Origin of the sequence: Mesorhizobium sp. M0761 (assembly GCF_040320205.1) — a bacterium.
Lineage (GTDB): Bacteria > Pseudomonadota > Alphaproteobacteria > Rhizobiales > Rhizobiaceae > Mesorhizobium.
The window spans coordinates 378672-395711 of the sequence record NZ_JAMYPF010000001.1; the positions used below are offsets into that span (position 1 = coordinate 378672).

19 protein-coding genes are annotated in these 17040 nt (G+C 62.5%); 9 read left to right on the forward strand and 10 right to left on the reverse strand.

Annotation, left to right across the window (positions count from 1 at the left end):
* Both NKI32_RS01830 and NKI32_RS01835 read left to right on the forward strand, forming a co-directional pair.
* Positions 1 to 477 (forward strand): GNAT family N-acetyltransferase, encoded by a 477-nt coding sequence (locus NKI32_RS01830; RefSeq protein WP_352594779.1) that lies wholly within the window; start codon positions 1 to 3, stop codon positions 475 to 477.
* Position 478: 1 nt separating this feature from the next.
* The gene (locus tag NKI32_RS01835) at positions 479 to 787 is read left to right on the forward strand and encodes a DUF6665 family protein (protein WP_023701563.1); all 309 of its coding nucleotides are present in this window, start codon (positions 479 to 481) and stop codon (positions 785 to 787) included.
* A gap of 20 nt (positions 788 to 807) precedes the next feature.
* Here the strand turns inward: NKI32_RS01835 and NKI32_RS01840 are convergent, their stop codons facing one another.
* Genes NKI32_RS01840 through NKI32_RS01850 form a run of 3 tightly spaced genes read right to left on the reverse strand, consistent with a single transcriptional unit; the run spans position 808 to position 1855 of the window.
* Positions 808 to 1152, reverse strand: coding sequence for a cupin domain-containing protein (locus tag NKI32_RS01840; RefSeq protein WP_023701564.1), 345 nt, complete (start codon positions 1150 to 1152; stop codon positions 808 to 810).
* Positions 1153 to 1157: 5 nt separating this feature from the next.
* Complete coding sequence (locus NKI32_RS01845; RefSeq protein WP_353001651.1) at positions 1158 to 1580, reverse strand: type II toxin-antitoxin system VapC family toxin; 423 nt, start codon at positions 1578 to 1580, stop codon at positions 1158 to 1160.
* Entirely contained in the window at positions 1580 to 1855 is a 276-nt protein-coding gene (locus NKI32_RS01850; RefSeq protein ID WP_023701566.1) for a type II toxin-antitoxin system Phd/YefM family antitoxin, read from the reverse strand. Before NKI32_RS01850 ends, NKI32_RS01845 begins: the two co-directional genes overlap by 1 nt.
* Before the next feature lie 259 nt (positions 1856 to 2114).
* On the opposite strand from NKI32_RS01850, the gene petA reads away from it, so the two are divergent.
* From petA to NKI32_RS01875, 5 genes are all read left to right on the forward strand, one after another.
* Positions 2115 to 2675: a ubiquinol-cytochrome c reductase iron-sulfur subunit gene (gene petA / locus NKI32_RS01855; protein ID WP_023670027.1), complete on the forward strand. Its 561-nt coding sequence runs from the start codon at positions 2115 to 2117 to the stop codon at positions 2673 to 2675.
* 16 nt (positions 2676 to 2691) lie between these two features.
* Positions 2692 to 4035 (forward strand): cytochrome b, encoded by a 1344-nt coding sequence (locus NKI32_RS01860; protein WP_023683697.1) that lies wholly within the window; start codon positions 2692 to 2694, stop codon positions 4033 to 4035.
* A gap of 23 nt (positions 4036 to 4058) precedes the next feature.
* Entirely contained in the window at positions 4059 to 4931 is an 873-nt protein-coding gene (locus NKI32_RS01865) for a cytochrome c1 (RefSeq protein ID WP_023670029.1), read from the forward strand.
* A 196-nt stretch (positions 4932 to 5127) separates the two neighbouring features.
* On the forward strand, positions 5128 to 6273 hold the full coding sequence (locus tag NKI32_RS01870) for an alpha-hydroxy acid oxidase (protein WP_353001652.1): 1146 nt from the start codon (positions 5128 to 5130) through the stop codon (positions 6271 to 6273).
* A 9-nt stretch (positions 6274 to 6282) separates the two neighbouring features.
* Positions 6283 to 6828 (forward strand): adenine phosphoribosyltransferase, encoded by a 546-nt coding sequence (locus NKI32_RS01875; RefSeq protein WP_013529989.1) that lies wholly within the window; start codon positions 6283 to 6285, stop codon positions 6826 to 6828.
* Between the two features lie 132 nt (positions 6829 to 6960).
* Here NKI32_RS01875 and NKI32_RS01880 read toward each other — a convergent pair whose 3' ends face one another.
* From NKI32_RS01880 to NKI32_RS01910, 7 genes are all read right to left on the reverse strand, one after another.
* Positions 6961 to 7425: a MaoC family dehydratase gene (locus NKI32_RS01880; RefSeq protein WP_023683698.1), complete on the reverse strand. Its 465-nt coding sequence runs from the start codon at positions 7423 to 7425 to the stop codon at positions 6961 to 6963.
* Positions 7422 to 7883, reverse strand: coding sequence for a MaoC family dehydratase (locus tag NKI32_RS01885; protein WP_023683699.1), 462 nt, complete (start codon positions 7881 to 7883; stop codon positions 7422 to 7424). Before NKI32_RS01885 ends, NKI32_RS01880 begins: the two co-directional genes overlap by 4 nt.
* A 78-nt stretch (positions 7884 to 7961) precedes the next feature.
* The gene (corA, locus tag NKI32_RS01890) at positions 7962 to 8936 is read right to left on the reverse strand and encodes a magnesium/cobalt transporter CorA (RefSeq protein ID WP_353001655.1); all 975 of its coding nucleotides are present in this window, start codon (positions 8934 to 8936) and stop codon (positions 7962 to 7964) included.
* Between the two features lie 210 nt (positions 8937 to 9146).
* Positions 9147 to 10250, reverse strand: a complete 1104-nt coding sequence (gene ychF / locus NKI32_RS01895; protein ID WP_023754576.1) for a redox-regulated ATPase YchF — start codon at positions 10248 to 10250, stop codon at positions 9147 to 9149.
* Positions 10251 to 10345: 95 nt separating this feature from the next.
* Positions 10346 to 11086: an aminoacyl-tRNA hydrolase gene (gene pth, locus NKI32_RS01900; RefSeq protein WP_023683703.1), complete on the reverse strand. Its 741-nt coding sequence runs from the start codon at positions 11084 to 11086 to the stop codon at positions 10346 to 10348.
* A 21-nt stretch (positions 11087 to 11107) separates the two neighbouring features.
* Positions 11108 to 11752 carry a 50S ribosomal protein L25/general stress protein Ctc gene (locus NKI32_RS01905; protein WP_023686131.1) on the reverse strand — a complete coding sequence of 215 codons (645 nt, stop codon included), beginning with the start codon at positions 11750 to 11752 and terminating at the stop codon, positions 11108 to 11110.
* 263 nt (positions 11753 to 12015) lie between these two features.
* Positions 12016 to 13248: an ROK family transcriptional regulator gene (locus NKI32_RS01910; protein WP_353001657.1), complete on the reverse strand. Its 1233-nt coding sequence runs from the start codon at positions 13246 to 13248 to the stop codon at positions 12016 to 12018.
* Positions 13249 to 13488: 240 nt separating this feature from the next.
* On the opposite strand from NKI32_RS01910, the gene NKI32_RS01915 reads away from it, so the two are divergent.
* Complete coding sequence (locus NKI32_RS01915) at positions 13489 to 16050, forward strand: ATP-binding cassette domain-containing protein (protein WP_353001659.1); 2562 nt, start codon at positions 13489 to 13491, stop codon at positions 16048 to 16050.
* On the forward strand, positions 16047 to 17036 hold the full coding sequence (locus NKI32_RS01920; protein ID WP_023724955.1) for an ABC transporter permease: 990 nt from the start codon (positions 16047 to 16049) through the stop codon (positions 17034 to 17036). Before NKI32_RS01915 ends, NKI32_RS01920 begins: the two co-directional genes overlap by 4 nt.
* The last annotated feature ends 4 nt before the right edge of the window (positions 17037 to 17040 follow it).

Sequence of the window (17040 nt, forward strand, 5' to 3'; positions counted from 1 at the left end):
ATGGCAGGGTCGCCTGATGTCGGCTACGTCCTCAAGCGGCTGCGGCCAACCGCGCCGGCCTTCGACGCGCTGAAGGAGGAGAGCCGGCTGGAGGGCTACTGGATGCTGGTGCGGCTGGCGGATGGCTGGGCGGGCGGCCGCGACAAGTTCCTGAAACGAGGCGAGGCGCTGTTTGGCGCATGGCATGGCCGAGAACTCGCTGGTGTGTGCGGGTTGAACATCGATCCTTATTTCGAAGGCAGGGACCACGGCCGGGTCAGGCACCTGTTCGTCAGCGCGCGTCATCGCCGCAGCGGCATTGGCCGCATGCTGGTCGAGACCGTCATTGACAGGGCACGTCAGCATTTTGCCGTGCTGAATACCCGCGCGCCACAAGAAGCCTTTGGGTTCTATGAACGGCTTGGTTTCCAGCCGGTGGTGAGCGAAGAATTCGTCACGCACCGCATGATGCTCTCTCAAGACAGAAAAGGAGGCTGAGATGTCACTGCATCCGCCATCCCTAGGCGCCTCGGCTGCCGAAGCCGCGTTCGACGCCCTCGGCCATGAGATACTGGCTGAAAAGGCCGCAGCGCTCGGCCGTGCCGGCCAACGGGTCGAGGAAACGCTGGCCAAGCTCCGTCAGAACAACGACGACGAGGAGCAGCGACCGCGGCTGCTCAAGGAGGCTGCCGCAGCGGTGCACGCCTATTTCATCCAGCGTGAACTCTGCGGCCTGCGCCGGCATGAGTCGGTCATCCGCGAATACGATATCCCAAGGGCCGTGCTGGTCAGGCTCGGTGCAAGCTAGAGGTCATCAGCCGGCAAAATTCATTCCAGCCATTCGGTGATGAAGCTGCCGTTTTCGTGGATGTCGGTCGTTTCGAACGGGCCTGGGCCAAGATTGGTGAATTTGTGCGGCGTATCGGGCGGCACGATCAGGATCTGGCCGGCCGTGGCCTCGATCTGCTGGTCGCCGATCGTGAACAGGCCGGTGCCTTGCCGGATGATGAATATCTCACAATAGGGATGCGTGTGCAGGCGCGGGCCGCCGCCAATCTCTTCCTGATAGTTGAAAATCAGGCAGGAGTTGGAGCCGTAGGCGCCGCATTGCAGTTCGCCCTGCCAGCGGCCGGGCGTCCTGGTCCAGGTCTCGCGGTCGATGATGTGTGCCATAGCCTCTAACCCTTCGTCGGTATCCAAGGGTTGAAAAGCTTCACGCCGGTGCCTTCAAAATCCTTGGTGTTGCGAGTCACGACTGTCAAGTTTTTGACGAGCGCGGTAGCGGCTATGAGGGCGTCGCGCTCCGGCTTTGGATCGGGAACGTGGAGGTTTGCGCAACGCACGACAACAGCCGTGTCTATGCTCAATATCCGGTCGTCAAACTGTGGAATGAGTGTCTGATCCAACCACTCACGGTACGTGGTGGCCTGGCGAGTATCCTTCCTCGACAAGAGCAATGTTCCGATTTCGAGTTCCAGGATCGAAATGACCGACATGAAAAAGCTGGCGATGTCGTGGGTCTCTGACCAGGCCAAAACGTTGCGATCGGCCTTGTCCCGACGACGCAGATTCGAAACGACATTGGTGTCAAGAATGAACATCAGTCGAGTTCGGGAATCTTGAAAAACGGTCCTTCCAGGCGAGGTGGTTCCCAGTCGAAATCTGCTTCGGGGCGATCATCGGCAATCGCGTCCGCGAGGCTTCTCGGCTTCTTCTCTAAACGCTGATATTCCTCCATCGACATCAGCACATGGGAGGGCTTGCCGCGGTCGGTAATGATGACCGGCCCGTTCTTGGCTGCCCGTTTGGCATGCGCCGTGTCCTGGTTGAATTCACGGCTCGACATGATGGTTATCGTCTTCGTCGAGATATTCATATCAACACCTCCATCCGGAAGATGTAGACATATTGCTACATTCGGCCAAGCTCGTCAAATTTCTCTTCGTGCGGAACGCCCGCGACAATCTGCCCTTGTGGCCTCAGCCCGCTGGACAAAAACGGGCTTCACGCATAAACCGAAATCCAAATGCCGGAGGAATTCGCTAGCTTGTTCGCCATGCGCTGTCGGGCCGGCGCGATGGAGCGGGGACAAAGCTCGGCCGCCGGCTCGGAAGAGGCGAAAGGATCAGGCACCCGTGAGCGCAACCGACACCCAGGATCCCAACCGTCGTGATTTTCTCTACGTCGCCACCGGCATGGCCGCAGTGGTTGGCGCAGGCGCCGTTGCCTGGCCCTTCATCGACCAGATGCGCCCCGATGCCTCGACGCTGGCGCTGGCCTCGGTCGAGGTCGACGTCGCCTCGCTGACGCCTGGCATGTCGCTGATCGTCAAATGGCGCGGCAAGCCGGTCGTGGTGCGCAACCGCACCGAGCAGGAGATGAAGGACGGCGAGGCCGTGAACCTTGCCGACCTCAAGGATCCTATTGCCCGCAACGCCAATCTGCCCGCCGATGCGCCGGCGACCGACGCCAACCGCACCACGCCCGGCAAGGAAGCCTGGATGGTGATGGTGCAGGTTTGCACGCATCTGGGCTGCATTCCGCTTGGCCAGGAAGGCGATTTCGGCGGCTGGTTCTGCCCGTGCCACGGTTCGGTGTACGATACCGCCGGCCGCATCCGTAAAGGCCCGGCGCCGGAAAACATGGCCGTGCCGGTATTCAAGTTCATTTCCGATACCAAAATCCTTATCGGTTGAGGCAGGGGATATTTCGATGAGCGAGGGACACTCGACCTATACGCCCAAGACCGGTATCGAACGCTGGTTCGACGCCCGCATGCCGCTGCCGCGCATGATCTATGACAGCTTCATCGCTTATCCGGTGCCGCGCAACCTCAACTATGCGTGGACCTTCGGCGGCATCCTCACGATCATGCTGGTGGCGCAGATCCTGACCGGTATCGTGCTCGCCATGCACTATACCGCCGACACCAATCTCGCCTTCAATTCGGTCGAGAAGATCATGCGCGACGTCAATTCCGGTTGGCTGTTGCGCTACATGCATTCCAACGGCGCCTCGTTCTTCTTCGTCGCCGTCTACATCCACATCTTCCGCGGGCTTTATTACGGCTCCTACAAGGCGCCGCGCGAGCTGCTGTGGATCCTCGGCTGCATCATCTATCTGCTGATGATGGCGACCGGCTTCATGGGCTATGTGCTGCCCTGGGGTCAGATGAGCTTCTGGGGCGCCACCGTCATCACCGGCTTCTTCAGCGCCATTCCGCTGGTCGGAAACTGGATCCAGGAACTGCTGCTCGGCGGTTTCGCCGTCGACAACCCGACGCTCAACCGCTTCTTTGCGCTGCACTATTTGCTGCCGTTCATGATTGCCGGCGTCGTCGTGCTGCACGTCTGGGCGCTGCATGTGGTCGGCCAGTCGAACCCGACCGGCATCGAGGTGAAATCGAAAACCGACACCGTTGCCTTTACGCCCTATGCGACCATCAAGGATGCATTCGGTATGATCGTGTTCCTGTTCTTCTTCGCCTATTTCGTCTTCTACCTGCCGAACTTTCTCGGCCATCCGGACAATTACACGATCGCCAACCCGCTGAAGACGCCGGCCCACATCGTGCCGGAATGGTACTTCCTGCCGTTCTACGCGATCCTGCGCGCGATCACCTTCAACATCGGGCCGATCAACTCCAAGCTCGGTGGCGTGCTGTGCATGTTCGGCGCCATCGTCATGCTGTTCCTGGTGCCGTGGCTCGACACCTCCAAGGTGCGCTCGGCGGTCTACCGGCCCTGGTACAAGCTGTTCTTCTGGCTGTTCGTCGCCGACGCTGTCCTGCTTGGCTGGCTTGGCTCGCAGCCGGCGGAAGGTGGCGGTCTGTTGACCCTCCTGATAGGTGAGGTCTCGGGCAACTACGTTGGCTACGCTCAAGCGGCGACACTGTTCTACTTCGCCTTCTTCCTCGTCATCCTGCCGGTGCTTGGCCTGATCGAGACGCCACGCAGACTGCCGAATTCGATCACCGAGGCGGTGCTGGAGAAGAACAAGGGTGCCGGAGGGGGACATCCGGCCGGTGCGACCGCGGCGCCGGAAACCAAAGGCTGAGTGAGAATCTAAGGGGATTTGGCATGAAAAAGATTCTCACCTCGCTCGCCCTGCTAGGCGTGTTTGCCGCTGGCATCGGAGCCGTCGGCAGTGTGGCGATCGCCGCTGAAGAGGCGCACAACGCGGCGGCACCGACGCATTTCCCGATCCACGAGCCGAAGGAGATGGACTGGACTTTTGCCGGTCCGTTCGGCACCTACGACAAGGCGCAGCTGCAGCGTGGCTTGAAGGTCTACAAGGAAGTCTGCTCGGCCTGCCACTCGATGAATTTGGTGGCGTTCCGCACGCTAGAGGACCTCGGCTATTCGGAAGCGCAGATCAAGTCGCTGTCGGCTGAGTACACCATCCATGATGGACCCAACGATGCCGGCGACATGTTCGACCGCCCGGGCAAGCCGTCCGACCATTTCCCGGCGCCGTTCGCCAATGAGGAGGCGGCTGCCGCTTCCAACGGCGGCGCTGCCCCACCGGATATGTCGCTGCTGGCCAAGGCCCGCGGCGTCGAGCGCGGCTTCCCGCGCTTCGTCTTCGACATATTCACGCAATATGCGCAGGGCGGCCCGGACTACATCCATTCGCTGCTGACCGGCTACGACGAGACGCCACCTGCCGGCATGGTGATCCCCGAAGGCACCCACTATAATCCATACTTCATGTCCGGCGTGTCGCTGAAGATGCCCAAGCCGCTCTCCGACGGCCAGGTCACCTACGATGACGGTTCGCCGCAGACGATCGACCAGTATTCGCGCGACGTCTCGGCGTTCCTGATGTGGGCGGCCGAGCCGCATATGGAAGACCGCAAGAAGACCGGCTTCCGCGTGCTGGTGTTTCTGCTTCTGTTTGGGGCGCTGATGTATCTGACCAAGCGCAAGGTATGGGAAGGCGTGGCCCACTAACCGCCGCTACCCCTGTGAAATCGGAAAGGGCGTCTTCGGGCGCCCTTTTTGCTTGCCGAAGCGGGCAGGGGGCTGTCGCCTTGGGTGCAACCACCCGCCTGGTCGAACAAGTCCGTTGGCAGGGCGCCATGTGATTGGTATGCACGCGCGACCGGTGATGAAGGATTGCCGGCGATAAGACACCTGGGAATCGATGATGCGGCTACGCGACTGTCACAACTTTTCCGATTTCCGGCGCATGGCCCAGCAGCGGTTGCCTGGGCCAATCTTCAACTACATCGATGGCGCGGCCGACGACGAGGTCACCTATCGCCGCAACACCGAGAGCTTCGAGCGCTGCGACCTCGTTCCCAACGTGCTGCGCGGGGTAAGCGAGATCGACATGTCGGTGACGGTGATGGGCCAGAAGCTGGCCATGCCCGTCTATTGCTCGCCGACCGCCTTGCAGCGGCTGTTCCATCATCAAGGCGAGCGCGCGGTGGCCAAGGCTTCGGCCAAATTCCGCACGATGTTCGGCGTGTCCTCGCTCGGCACTGTTAGTCTTGAGGAAGCGCGCAAGATCAGCAGCAGCCCGCAGGTCTACCAGTTCTATTTCCACCGGGATCGCGGCCTCAACCGGGCGATGATGCAGCGGGCGAAAGCGGTTGGAGTCGAAGTGATGATGCTGACCGTCGACAGCATCACCGGAGGCAACCGCGAGCGCGACAAGCGCACCGGCTTTGCCATCCCCTTCAAGCTCAACCTTGCCGGCATGCTGCAGTTCGCGCTGAAGCCGGGCTGGGCGATCAACTATTTCACCCATGAGGGGTTCAAGCTGCCGCAGCTCGACGAGCATGTCGACATGGGCGGCGGCACGATGTCGATCAGCCGCTACTTCACCGAGATGCTCGATCCGTCGATGACCTGGGACGATGTTGCCGAGATGGTCAGACTGTGGAGAGGTCCGTTCTGTCTCAAGGGCGTCATGTCGGTGGAGGATGCTGAGCGCGCCGTCGAGATCGGCTGCAGCGGCATTGTGCTGTCCAACCATGGCGGCCGGCAGCTGGACGGCTCGCGGGCGGCGTTCGACCAACTGGCCGAGATCGTCGATGCCGTCGGGGACAGAATAGACGTCATCATGGATGGCGGCGTGCAGCGCGGCACCCATGTGCTGAAGGCGCTGTCGCTCGGCGCCAAGGCTGTTGGCGTCGGCCGCTATTATCTGTTCCCGCTGGCGGCGGCCGGCCAGCCGGGCGTAGAGCGGGCGCTGGAGCAGATGCGGGTCGAGATCGAGCGCGGCATGAAGCTGATGGGCTGCAGTTCGATCGAACAATTGTCGCGCAACAACCTCCGTTTCAGGTAATCTCGACCCATGAAATCCTCGCTCGAAGACACGCTGCTCGCCGCGATCCGCACCATTCCGGACTACCCCAAGCCCGGTATCCTGTTTCGCGACATCACCACTTTGCTCGGCAATGCGCGCGCCTTCCGCCGCGCCATAGACGAGCTGGTGCATCCCTATGCCGGCCAGAAGATCGACAAGATCGCCGGCATCGAGGCGCGTGGCTTCATCCTCGGCGGTGCGGTCGCGCACCAGCTTTCGGCCGGCTTCGTGCCGATCCGCAAGAAGGGCAAGCTGCCTTACGAGACGGTACGCGTCGCCTACAGCCTGGAATACGGGCTGGACGAGATGGAGATGCACAAGGACGGCGTTGCGCCGGGCGAGAAGGTGATCCTGGTCGACGACCTGATCGCGACCGGCGGCACGGCGGAGGCGGCGGTCAAGTTGCTGAGGCAGATCGGCGCCGATATTCTTGCCGCGTGCTTCGTCATCGACCTGCCGGATCTCGGCGGACGGGCGAAGCTCGAAGCGCTGGGCGTGCCGGTGCGGACGTTGATCGGGTTTGAGGGGCATTAGTGAATAGTGAATAGTGAATAGTGAATAGTGAATAGTGAATGTCAGCGTTCAATGACAGGCGCTAGGCTTACTCACACACTCTGATATTGAATACTCACTACTCACTACTCACTACTCACTACTCACCATTCACTACCCAGCCTTCACCAGCACCGCGCTGTCGAACTCCAGCACCTTGTCGCCCGTAGAATCGAGTCCTTCCGAGCGCAGCGCGAGCAGCCGCCAGCCGGGGCGATTGGCGAGCGGGCGGTGGGACAGGGCCGTGCGCATGAAGGTGACGGTTTCTCCGGCATAGACCGGCTTTGGCCATTTCAGGTTCCTGAAGCCGGGGGAGGGGCCGAATTCTGGTACCGGGCCGGGTCCGGTCCATTGAGAAGCGTCCATAGGATTTTTGAGATTGAGCTTCATCCAGGTGGCCGCGGTGTGCCAGCCTGAGGCGCAGAGGCGGCCGAACACGCTTTTCTTCGCCGCCTCCTCGTCGACATGAAAGACCTGTGGATCGTATTTGCAGGCGAACGCCTTGATCGCCTCGGCTTCGAATGTGTGCGAACCGAGGTTGATGGTATCGCCGATGCGGAAGAACGCGTCGAGGCTCATGCGCCGGCCTCGCGGGTCAAGAACATGACAGTGTTCTCAAGTTCGAAGACGCTTTCACCGCGCTGGTTGAACAGTTCGCTGCGCAAGGTGACGAGGCCGAGTGTTGGGCGTGACTTCGACAGGCGCCTGGCGAGCACACTGGTGCTGCCGGCCAGCGTGTCGCCGGCCAGCACCGGCTTCTTCCATTTGACCTGGTCGATGCCGGGCGCGCCTTGCGCGGTCGAGTCGAGCAGGAAGGCGTCGCACAGCATGCGCATGAAGATCGCGCAGGTGTGCCAGCCGGAGGCGGCCAAGCCGCCAAGGATGCTGGCCTTGCCGGCGGCTTCGTCGAGATGCATCGGCTGCGGGTCGAATTCGGTGGCGAATTCGATGATTTCGGCCGCACTCACCTGCTTGGCGCCGAGGTCGATCGATGCGCCCTCGGTGAAATCCTCGTAGGCCCAGCTTTTTGCGGTCATGATCCCAATCCGGTTGTACGATCACCGGGCATCCGGATGCCGTCCGGGCGGCGTTTGGTCAAGCGAATTCTATTGGGCCTACAACCAGCCGCGGCGGCGGAAATACCAGAAGGGGAGGATCGCCGACAGGATCATCAGGCCGATGGCGAAGGGATAGCCGAGCTCCCATTTCAGCTCCGGGATGAGGTCGAAATTCATGCCGTAGATCGAAGCTACCAGCGTCGGCGGCAGGAAGATGACGGCGGCGACCGAGAAGATCTTGATTATGGCGTTCTGCTCGATCGAGATCATGCCGAGCGTCGCGTCGAGCAGGAACGAGATCTTCTGCGACAGGAAGGTGGCGTGGTCGGCGAGCGACAGCACGTCGCGCGATACTGTCTTGATGCGGGCGCGGACGTCCTTGCTCATCTTGATCTGGGTCGCGACATGGGCAAGGAAGCCGGTGAGGCGCTGCAGCGAGATCAGGCTGTCGCGGATCGAGGAGGCAATGTCTTCCTTGCGGCCTATGGCCTTGAGCAGTTCCTGGAAATCGCGATTGCGCTTGTTCACCTTGGTCGACCGCGCCTCGAAGATGTCGCGCGAGATCGTCTCGATGTCACGGCCGGCGCGTTCGAGAATATCGGCTAGGCGATCGACGATCGCCTCCAGCAGGCCGATCAGGATGGTGTTGCCGGTGGTGCAGCCTGTCGCCACCTTCTCGGCGCGCAGCGGAAAGGTCTTGAACGCCTTCGGCTCATGATAGCGGATGGTGACCAGTCTCGGGCCGGCAAGCACAAAGGTAACCGGTGACATCAAGGGATCATCGATTTCGGTCTGCGCCGGCAAGGTGGCGGTCATGAAGTAGGCGCCGTCCTCGATGTAGAGGCGGCTCGAAATCTCGATCTCCTCCATCTCCTCGCGCGTCGGGATGGCAACACCGAGCCAAGTCTCGATCGTTGTTTCTTCTTCCTTGGTCGGGTTGAGAAGGTCGGCCCAGACGACCTGATCGCCATTGGCCACGAGATCGTCGGCGAGGCGCAGACGATCATTGTCGACGACGAAGGCCTTGATCATCGCCGGTCTCCGTTGGTTGAGCCCAAGGTTTCGTTTAATAGCGATGGGTCTTGCACGCGCCGCCGTTCCCACGGGGACGGCCAAGTCGCATGCAAACGGCCATAGACCCGGTGCCAAGGGCAGTCAAGCGAAGCGGCATGCCGGCTCCTCCACTTGACGAAGCCGTGATCGGCCGCCGTCAGCGCGCGAGCCGCGAGATGCCTCGGCGTCTCAGGTGTTGAACTTGAACAGCAGGACGTCGCCGTCCTGGACGACATATTCCTTGCCTTCGTCGCGCGCCTTGCCGGCTTCCTTGGCCGCCACTTCGCCGCCTAGCGTGATGTAGTCGTTGTAGGCGATGGTCTGCGCGCGGATGAAGCCGCGCTCGAAATCGGTGTGGATGACGCCGGCCGCCTGCGGGGCCTTGTCGCCCTTGTGGATCGTCCAGGCGCGCGTCTCCTTCGGCCCGGCGGTGAAATAGGTGATGAGATGCAACAGATCGTAGCCGGCGCGGATGACCTTGTTGAGGCCAGGTTCGTCGAGGCCGAGCGAGGACAGGAACTCCATCTCTTCCTCGTCGGAGAGCTGGGCGACTTCGGCTTCGATCGCGGCTGAGATCACCACGGTGCCGGCGCCCTGCGCGGTCGCCATCTTTTCCACGGCCCTGGTGTGCTCGTTGCCGGTGGCGGCGTCGGCTTCGGCGACGTTGCATACATAGAGCACGGGGTGCGAGGTCAAGAGGTTCAGTCCCTGCAGGATGCGCAGGTCTTCCGCTGAAATGCCGTTGAGCAGGATGCGGGTCGGCTTGCCGGCCTGGAGGAGCTCGAGTGCGGCCTCCATCATCGGCAGCACGGTGGTTGCTTCCTTGTCCTTGCTGCCGGCGCGCTTGCGGATCTGCACGATGCGGCGCTCGAGGCTGTCGAGGTCGGCGAGCATCAGCTCGGTCTCGACCGTATCGGCGTCGGCGACAGGGTCGATCTTGCCCTCGACATGGGTGATGTCGTCATCCTCGAAACAGCGCAGCACATGCACGATGGCGTCGACCTCACGGATGTTGGCGAGGAACTGGTTGCCCAGCCCTTCGCCCTTGGAGGCGCCGCGCACCAGGCCGGCGATGTCGACGAAGGAGATGCGGGTCGGGATGATCTCCTTAGACTTGGCGATTGCGGCGATCTTCTGCAGCCGCGGATCAGGCACCGCCACCTCGCCGGTGTTCGGTTCGATGGTGCAGAACGGATAGTTGGCGGCCTGCGCCGCCGCCGTCCTGGTCAACGCGTTGAAAAGCGTTGACTTGCCGACGTTGGGCAAGCCAACGATGCCGCATTTGAAACCCATGTGTCCGGTCCTATCGGGAAACTAGAAATTTGATGAGGGCTATGGGCGATAGGGGTGAGCAACGTCAAGCCCCGCGGTCCCGATCCTATCGACGCTCAGTCCTTCTTGCCGAACAGTTTCTTCAGCATGGCGGCCATAGGGCCGCTTTCCGGCAGCTTGGCCGCCGCCTGCTGTGGCCGTGCCTGGCGGATGTGGCTTTGAGCCTTTGGACCTTCAGCCTTCGGCGCCTTGGGCGGCGGCCGGTCGTCGTCGCTGGTCGGCACCAGCTTGTCACGCAGGGCCAGAGTAATGCGGTTCATGAAGGAACTGTCGTCGCCCTTGGCCAGCAGCCCGGCATCGTCGGCGATGGTGTCGAGCAGCACGTCCAGCCACTCGCGATCGGCCTTGGCGAAGTCGCCGAGAACATGGCCATGCACCATTTCCCGGACGCCGGGGTGTCCGACGCCGATGCGCACGCGGCGAAAATTCTTGCCGACATGCTGGTCGAGCGAGCGGATGCCGTTGTGGCCGCCGGCGCCGCCGCCGACTTTGACCCGCAATTTGCCGGCCGGCAGGTCGATCTCGTCGTAGAAGACGGTCAGCGCCTCGGGGCCGAGCTTGTAGAAGCGCAAGGCTTCGCCGATCGGCTGTCCCGACAGGTTCATGAAGGTCTGCGGTTTGATCAGGAGAATCTTTTCGCCGGCAATCGTGCCTTCGGCGATCAGGCCCTGGAACTTCTTCGACCAGGGCGAAAACGAATGGCGGCGGGCAATTGCGTCCGCCGCCATGAAGCCGACATTGTGCCGGTTATCAGCGTATTTCGCGCCCGGATTGCCGAGGCCTGCAAAGACAAGCATCGTGAACTCCGGGCCCGAAAATTACTTCTCTTCGGCAGCAGGAGCCGCCGCTTCGGGGGCTGCCGCTTCCGCCGTCTCTTCCGTCTCCGGCTTCATCGCCGAGGAGCCGGCAATGGTCGCGATGGTGAAGTCGCGATCGGAGATCACCGGCTTGACGCCGGCCGGCAAGGTAACCGCCGAGATGTGGATCGAATCGCCAATGTCGGCGCCGGTGAGATCGACGGTGATGAATTCCGGGATCGCATTGGCCGGGCAGTGGAACTCGACTTCATGACGCACGATGTTGAGCACGCCGCCGCGTTTGATGCCGGGCGACTTGTCTTCATTGATGAAGTGGACAGGCACGTCGACGTTGACCTCGGTGTCCTTGCCGATGCGCAGGAAGTCGACATGGACCGGGAAATCCTTGACCGGGTCAAGCTGGAAATCCTTGGGCAGAACCTGGATTTTCTTGCCGTCGACATCGATCGTGGCGATCGTGGTCAAAAACCCGCCGCCATGGATTTTGTAGAAGACGTCCTTATAGTTCAGCGCAATCGCCAGGGGAGGCTGTCTGTCGCCGTAGATAACTGCAGGCACTTTACCGTTGCGGCGAACTGCACGGGCGGACCCCTTACCGACCTGTTCGCGCGCTTCGGCCTTGAGCTCGTAAGTATCGTGGCTCATGGCATTTCCTTTCGCGTTTTATGGAGCGTTTGCGGTGGCAGTGTGCCTGGACCGTAAACGTCGAAAGCCGCCAGGCCTGGATGTCCGAATGCCAGAAACCGCATACGCGGAGCTTTGTTCGGGATCACAAGGGAAGGCAGCCTTCCGCCGCGTTGCCTCCAAGGGTGTCTACGCGGGTGGCGGCTCTATAGCGGAAGGCGGGCAGGCGTGCAAGCCATGGCGGGCAAGGGCGGCCGATGCCTGCGTTGGGCGCCGCATTGCGCTCAGGCCGGCAGGTCGGTGGGCGGATTTGATCCGTTTCCCTTGGCGCCACCGAGCGTGGACAGAGCGCTCAGCAGTTTCGTCCGGTCCTTGCCGATCATGAGCACGCCGCTGTCGGGCGCCAGCAGCGCCGAGAACGGCAGCATGGCGGCGCCGATCGAGGAGGCTTCGGGGCCGAATTGCCCCGGCACGATCTCTGGCGCCACGATGCCGATGGCGCTGGCCTGGTTGAACTGGGTCTGCACCCTTGCCAGCAGTTCGAGATGGATCGGCCTGGGCAGGATCGAGTCGAGAACGACGGCCTCGATGTCGATGATGGAGGTGATGGCGATGATCGCCTCGACCAGCGCGCTCGCACAATCGTCGATCCATTCGAACAGCGGCACGCGCGCTTCGGGTGGCAACGGATCGAGTTCCCGCACACGATTGATCACCACGCCGCGCGACCTCAGGTGATTGACCAGCACATAGATCGAGGCGCGATGCAGCAGGCTCTGGTAGCGCGCCGGCTTCGCCGCCACCGAATCGAGGCTTGAGGGCGAGACCGGCAAGGGTCCGAGGGCAGCGCTGTTGCCATGCGGCCCGGTATGGACCCTGCCGCCTTGCACCAGGCCGCCGCCGACAAAAGTGTCGATCGAGATGTGCATGAAATCGCGAAAGCGGGCGCCGGCGCCCTGGACAAGTTCGGCCAGCGCCGCCGACGTGGCGTCGTTTTCCACGAACACCGGCGTCTTTGCCGGCGTGGCAAAGCATGTCGTTAGGTCGATCGCTTCCCAGCGGCTGCCGAGATCGTCGGGAAAGCCGAGTTCCTCGCTCCAGCCGCCGAGGAAATAGGGGGAGGCAATGCCGACGCCGACGATGCTTGCATCGCCAAGTCCGTCGACGAGTTTCTCGAACGTGGCCAGCGCCATGTTGCCGGCCTTCAGCACCAGATCAGGATCGGGGAAGCGGTATTCGTGCGACTCTCTTGCGCGGATTTCACCGGCGAAGTCGACCAGAACGGCTTCCAGCGCACGCCGGCCGATCTTGATGCCGACGCTGTAGATGCGTTCTGGTGTCAGCCGGTAAAGCGTGGAGGGCGATCCGCGTTGCCCGAACCTTTTCCCCACTTGCTTTACGAAACCGGAGGATTCCAGGCCGTCGACGATGGCAGCGACCGCCGCCGGCGTCAGGCTTGCCGCGCGCGCCAGATCGGACTTGGACGCTTCCTTGAGGCGGCGGATGGCGTCGAGCACGAAACGCTCATTATAGTGCCGAACTTTGACAGAATTGCTGCCTCTCCCTGACAAAACCCGCACTCCCCAAATGTCCCGTTCCCGGCGCGAAGCCCGCAAACCACCTGCGGCCGAGCGCACCCTGCGGTGCCTATGTTGGCGGCGACAGTGCGCGTCGGAACCATGGAAGTCAATTTTGCCGTTGCGCCTTTGCGCTATTTAATATAGCAAATTGAAAAAATAACTAGTCAGGGAGGAGACGTGCTGCACTCGGGCACACAAAGCGAAGCCGACGCTGCGGTGGTGCGGGCTGTTCCCGTTGCCCTGGTTCAGGCGACGAAGGCTTTCGGCGGCACGATTGCGCTCAAGGACGCCTCCTTCGAATTGCGCTCCGGCGAGGTGCTGGCGCTGCTTGGCGAAAACGGCGCCGGCAAGAGCACCTGCGTGAAGCTTCTGGCCGGCGTGCATTCCCCCACCAGCGGTCACGTCGAGGTCGACGGCAAGCCAGCAGCTTTCCATTCGCCGCACGACGCGCAGGCGGCCGGCATTGCGGTCATGCACCAGCATCCTGGCCTGTTTCCCGATCTTTCGGTGGCGGAAAACATCTATCTCGGCCACATGCCGCGCGACCGCTTCGGCGGCATCGACAATGCCGCCATGCTGGCCGGCGCGCGCAAGGTGCTGGCGACCGTCGGCCTCGACGTGCCGGCGGTAACGCGGCTGGGAACACTGCGCACCTCAGAACAGCAACTGGTCGAGATTGCCCGCGCGCTATCGCTGGATGCGCGCGTGCTGATCATGGACGAGCCCACGGCCGCATTGTCGCAACGCGAGGTCGAGCGGCTGTTTTCCGTCGTTGCCGATCTCAGGCTGCACGGCGTGGCGATGATGTTCGTCGGCCACCGCATGGATGAAATCTTCCGCATCGCCGACCGCATCGCCGTGCTGCGTGACGGGCGCCTGATCGGCGTCAAGCCGAAGGCCGAGCTTGGCCGCGCTGCCGCCATCAGCATGATGGTCGGGCGTGAAGTCACCGACCTCTATCCCGAACGGCGCCATGCCTCAGGCGCGCTGGTGCTGGAGGCGAAGGGACTTTCGCGCGCCGGCGGGTTTGCCGGTATCGACCTCAAGCTTCACGCCGGCGAGGTGCTGGGGCTTGGCGGCCTGGTCGGCAGCGGGCGGACCGAGATTGCACGCGTCCTGTTTGGCATCGACCGGCCCGACACCGGCGAAATCCTGATCGACGGCAAGCCCGTGCATTTCGCCTCTGCGCGCGACGCCATGGACGCGCGCATTGCCTATGTCTCGGAAGACCGCATGGGCCAGAGCCTGGTGATGGATTTCTCCATCCTCGACAATGCGGTGCTGCCGGTCCTCGACAAGGCCGCGCCTCGCGGTCTCTACGGCACCGACCGCGCCATCGGTCTGGTGGCGGACTGGCTAAAGCGCATGAAGCTGCGCTTTTCCGGTTACGGACAGCCGGTCAAGGAATTGTCGGGTGGGAACCAGCAGAAGGTGGTGCTGGCCAAGTGGCTGCGCACCGAGCCGCGCGTGCTCATCCTCGACGAGCCGACGCAAGGCATCGATGTCGGCACCAAGGCGGAAGTGCATGCAATGATCGCGGACCTTGCCGCGCAAGGCATGGCGATCCTTTTGATCTCGTCAGAGATGCCCGAGCTGATCGGCATGTGCGACCGCATTGTCGTGCTGCGCGAAGGCCGCCAGACTGCCGAGTTTTCGCGCGGGCAAGCCACGCAGGAAAAAGTACTGGAAGCGGCGACCAGGACCGATGAACGCGCCGGCCAGGCAGCGCAGATAGAACGCGCCGCCCGGGAGGAAAAGGCAAAAGGACCGTTCGATTTTCTGAAGCGGCGGGAGTTCGGGCTGCTCGCCGCGATGCTCGCCGTCGCCATCCCGGTTACCATCATCAACCCGCGCATGGTGAGCGCGGCGAACCTCACCGCTGTGTCGATGGACGCGGCCTTGCTGATTGTCGCCGCACTGGCGCAGATGCTGGTGCTGATCACCCGCAACATCGACCTGTCGATCGCAGCTGTGATCGGCCTCTCCGCCTATATGGCGGCCAGCATGGTTCAGGCCTATCCCGGATTGGACATCGGCATCGGCCTGATCACCGCCTGCGCGGTCGGCGGCTTTGCCGGACTGCTCAACGGCCTTGTCGTTACCAGGGGAAAGATCCCGGCCATCGTCGTTACGCTGGCTTCGATGTCGATCTTCCGCGGTTTCAACTCGATCTGGGCGGCGGGCGACCAGGTCAGCGCCGACGAAGTCACGCAAGCCTGGCTCGACATGACCGGGCTGAAGATCGCAGGCGTGCCGCTGATCGTCATCATCGCTATTGTCATCCTGTGCGCCGGCTATGTGCTGCTCTATCGCACCGCAACCGGGCGCGAGCTGTTTGCCACCGGCTCCAATCCCGACGGCGCACGGCTGATCGGCATTCCGGTCGACCGGCGCATTCTGCTGGCCTTCGGCATGGCCGGCCTGCTCGGCGGTCTGTGCGGGGCGCTGTGGGCATCGCGCTATGCCACCATCGATGCCCGCGTCGCGCTCGGCTTCGAACTCACGGTGATCGCCTCTGCAGTGGTCGGCGGCGTCGCCATCCGCGGCGGCTCGGGCACGCTGCTCGGCATCATCCTTGGCGCGCTCACTCTCTTGGTCATCAAGAATGGGCTGACGCTGGTGCGTGTCGACCCGCTCTGGCTGCAGGGCGTCTATGGCCTGGTGATCCTGGTTGCCATCTGCATCGACACCTTCATCGTGCGGCGTGCCGAACAGGCAAGACAGGCGAGGGCGAGATGAGAAAGTTTATCCGCTCGATCGACTTCTGGGATCTGCTGCTGGCGACCGCCTGCCTCGCCGTCTTCATCTATGCGGCGGTCTTCGTGCCGAATTTCGTTTCCGGCTTTAACCTTTCTCAGCTGGCGGCGAGCGCCTCGGAAAAGGCGTTGCTGATCCTGCCGATGACGCTGCTCATCATCACCCGCGAGATCGACCTGTCGATCGCCTCGGTGCTGGCGTTGACATCCGTGATTTTTGGCCTGCTTGTCCAGGCTGGCGTGCCGACGCTGGCCGCCATTCCGCTGACGCTCGTCTTCGGCGGCCTGCTCGGCGCCTTCAACGGCTATCTGGTGTCGGGCCTCGGGTTGCAGTCGCTGGTGGTGACGCTCGGCACCATGGCGCTGTATCGGGGCATTGGCTACATCCTGCTCGGCACCGGTTCGGTCAACATATTGCCGCCGGCGGTTGTCGATTTCGGCATCAGCAATCTGCCGGGCACACAAATCCCGTGGACCATCGTGCCGTTCCTGCTGCTGGCGCCGATCTTCGCGGTGGTGCTGCAGAAGACGCCGACCGGCAAGCGCATCTACGCGCTCGGCGGCAGTCCGGAAGTGGCGCGCTATTCCGGCATCGACACGCGCAAGATGGTGCTGAGGCTATTCGTCGTCTCCGGTGTCGTCGCGGCCATCGCCGGCATCGTCTACACCGCGCGCCTTTCCAATGCCCGCGCCAACAATGCGCTCGGCATGGAGCTCGACGTCATCACCATCGTGCTGCTCGGCGGCGTCAGTGTCTTTGGCGGCAAGGGGCGGCTCACCGGCGTCATGCTGGCGCTGCTCTTGATTGCCATCATCCGCAACGTGCTGGCGCTCAACCAGATCGGCGGCGACGCCCAAGGCATGATCATCGGCCTGCTCCTGATCGGCTCGCTGCTGGTCTCCAACTACTGGCGCTCCCTGGAGGAGCGGCTGTCAAGATCGCGCGTCCTGCGCGAAACCAAGGGGTGATCTC

What these genes read in the sequence shown, in the direction of transcription:
- NKI32_RS01830 (WP_352594779.1), top strand. Translation starts at nt 1, where the DNA reads ATGGCAGGGTCGCCTGATGTCGGCTACGTCCTCAAGCGGCTGCGGCCA.
- NKI32_RS01835 (WP_023701563.1), top strand. Translation starts at nt 479, where the DNA reads ATGTCACTGCATCCGCCATCCCTAGGCGCCTCGGCTGCCGAAGCCGCG.
- NKI32_RS01840 (WP_023701564.1), bottom strand. Translation starts at nt 1,152, where the DNA reads ATGGCACACATCATCGACCGCGAGACCTGGACCAGGACGCCCGGCCGC.
- NKI32_RS01845 (WP_353001651.1), bottom strand. Translation starts at nt 1,580, where the DNA reads ATGTTCATTCTTGACACCAATGTCGTTTCGAATCTGCGTCGTCGGGAC.
- NKI32_RS01850 (WP_023701566.1), bottom strand. Translation starts at nt 1,855, where the DNA reads ATGAATATCTCGACGAAGACGATAACCATCATGTCGAGCCGTGAATTC.
- NKI32_RS01860 (WP_023683697.1), top strand. Translation starts at nt 2,692, where the DNA reads ATGAGCGAGGGACACTCGACCTATACGCCCAAGACCGGTATCGAACGC.
- NKI32_RS01865 (WP_023670029.1), top strand. Translation starts at nt 4,059, where the DNA reads ATGAAAAAGATTCTCACCTCGCTCGCCCTGCTAGGCGTGTTTGCCGCT.
- NKI32_RS01870 (WP_353001652.1), top strand. Translation starts at nt 5,128, where the DNA reads ATGCGGCTACGCGACTGTCACAACTTTTCCGATTTCCGGCGCATGGCC.
- NKI32_RS01875 (WP_013529989.1), top strand. Translation starts at nt 6,283, where the DNA reads ATGAAATCCTCGCTCGAAGACACGCTGCTCGCCGCGATCCGCACCATT.
- NKI32_RS01880 (WP_023683698.1), bottom strand. Translation starts at nt 7,425, where the DNA reads ATGAGCCTCGACGCGTTCTTCCGCATCGGCGATACCATCAACCTCGGT.
- NKI32_RS01885 (WP_023683699.1), bottom strand. Translation starts at nt 7,883, where the DNA reads ATGACCGCAAAAAGCTGGGCCTACGAGGATTTCACCGAGGGCGCATCG.
- corA (WP_353001655.1), bottom strand. Translation starts at nt 8,936, where the DNA reads ATGATCAAGGCCTTCGTCGTCGACAATGATCGTCTGCGCCTCGCCGAC.
- ychF (WP_023754576.1), bottom strand. Translation starts at nt 10,250, where the DNA reads ATGGGTTTCAAATGCGGCATCGTTGGCTTGCCCAACGTCGGCAAGTCA.
- pth (WP_023683703.1), bottom strand. Translation starts at nt 11,086, where the DNA reads ATGCTTGTCTTTGCAGGCCTCGGCAATCCGGGCGCGAAATACGCTGAT.
- NKI32_RS01905 (WP_023686131.1), bottom strand. Translation starts at nt 11,752, where the DNA reads ATGAGCCACGATACTTACGAGCTCAAGGCCGAAGCGCGCGAACAGGTC.
- NKI32_RS01920 (WP_023724955.1), top strand. Translation starts at nt 16,047, where the DNA reads ATGAGAAAGTTTATCCGCTCGATCGACTTCTGGGATCTGCTGCTGGCG.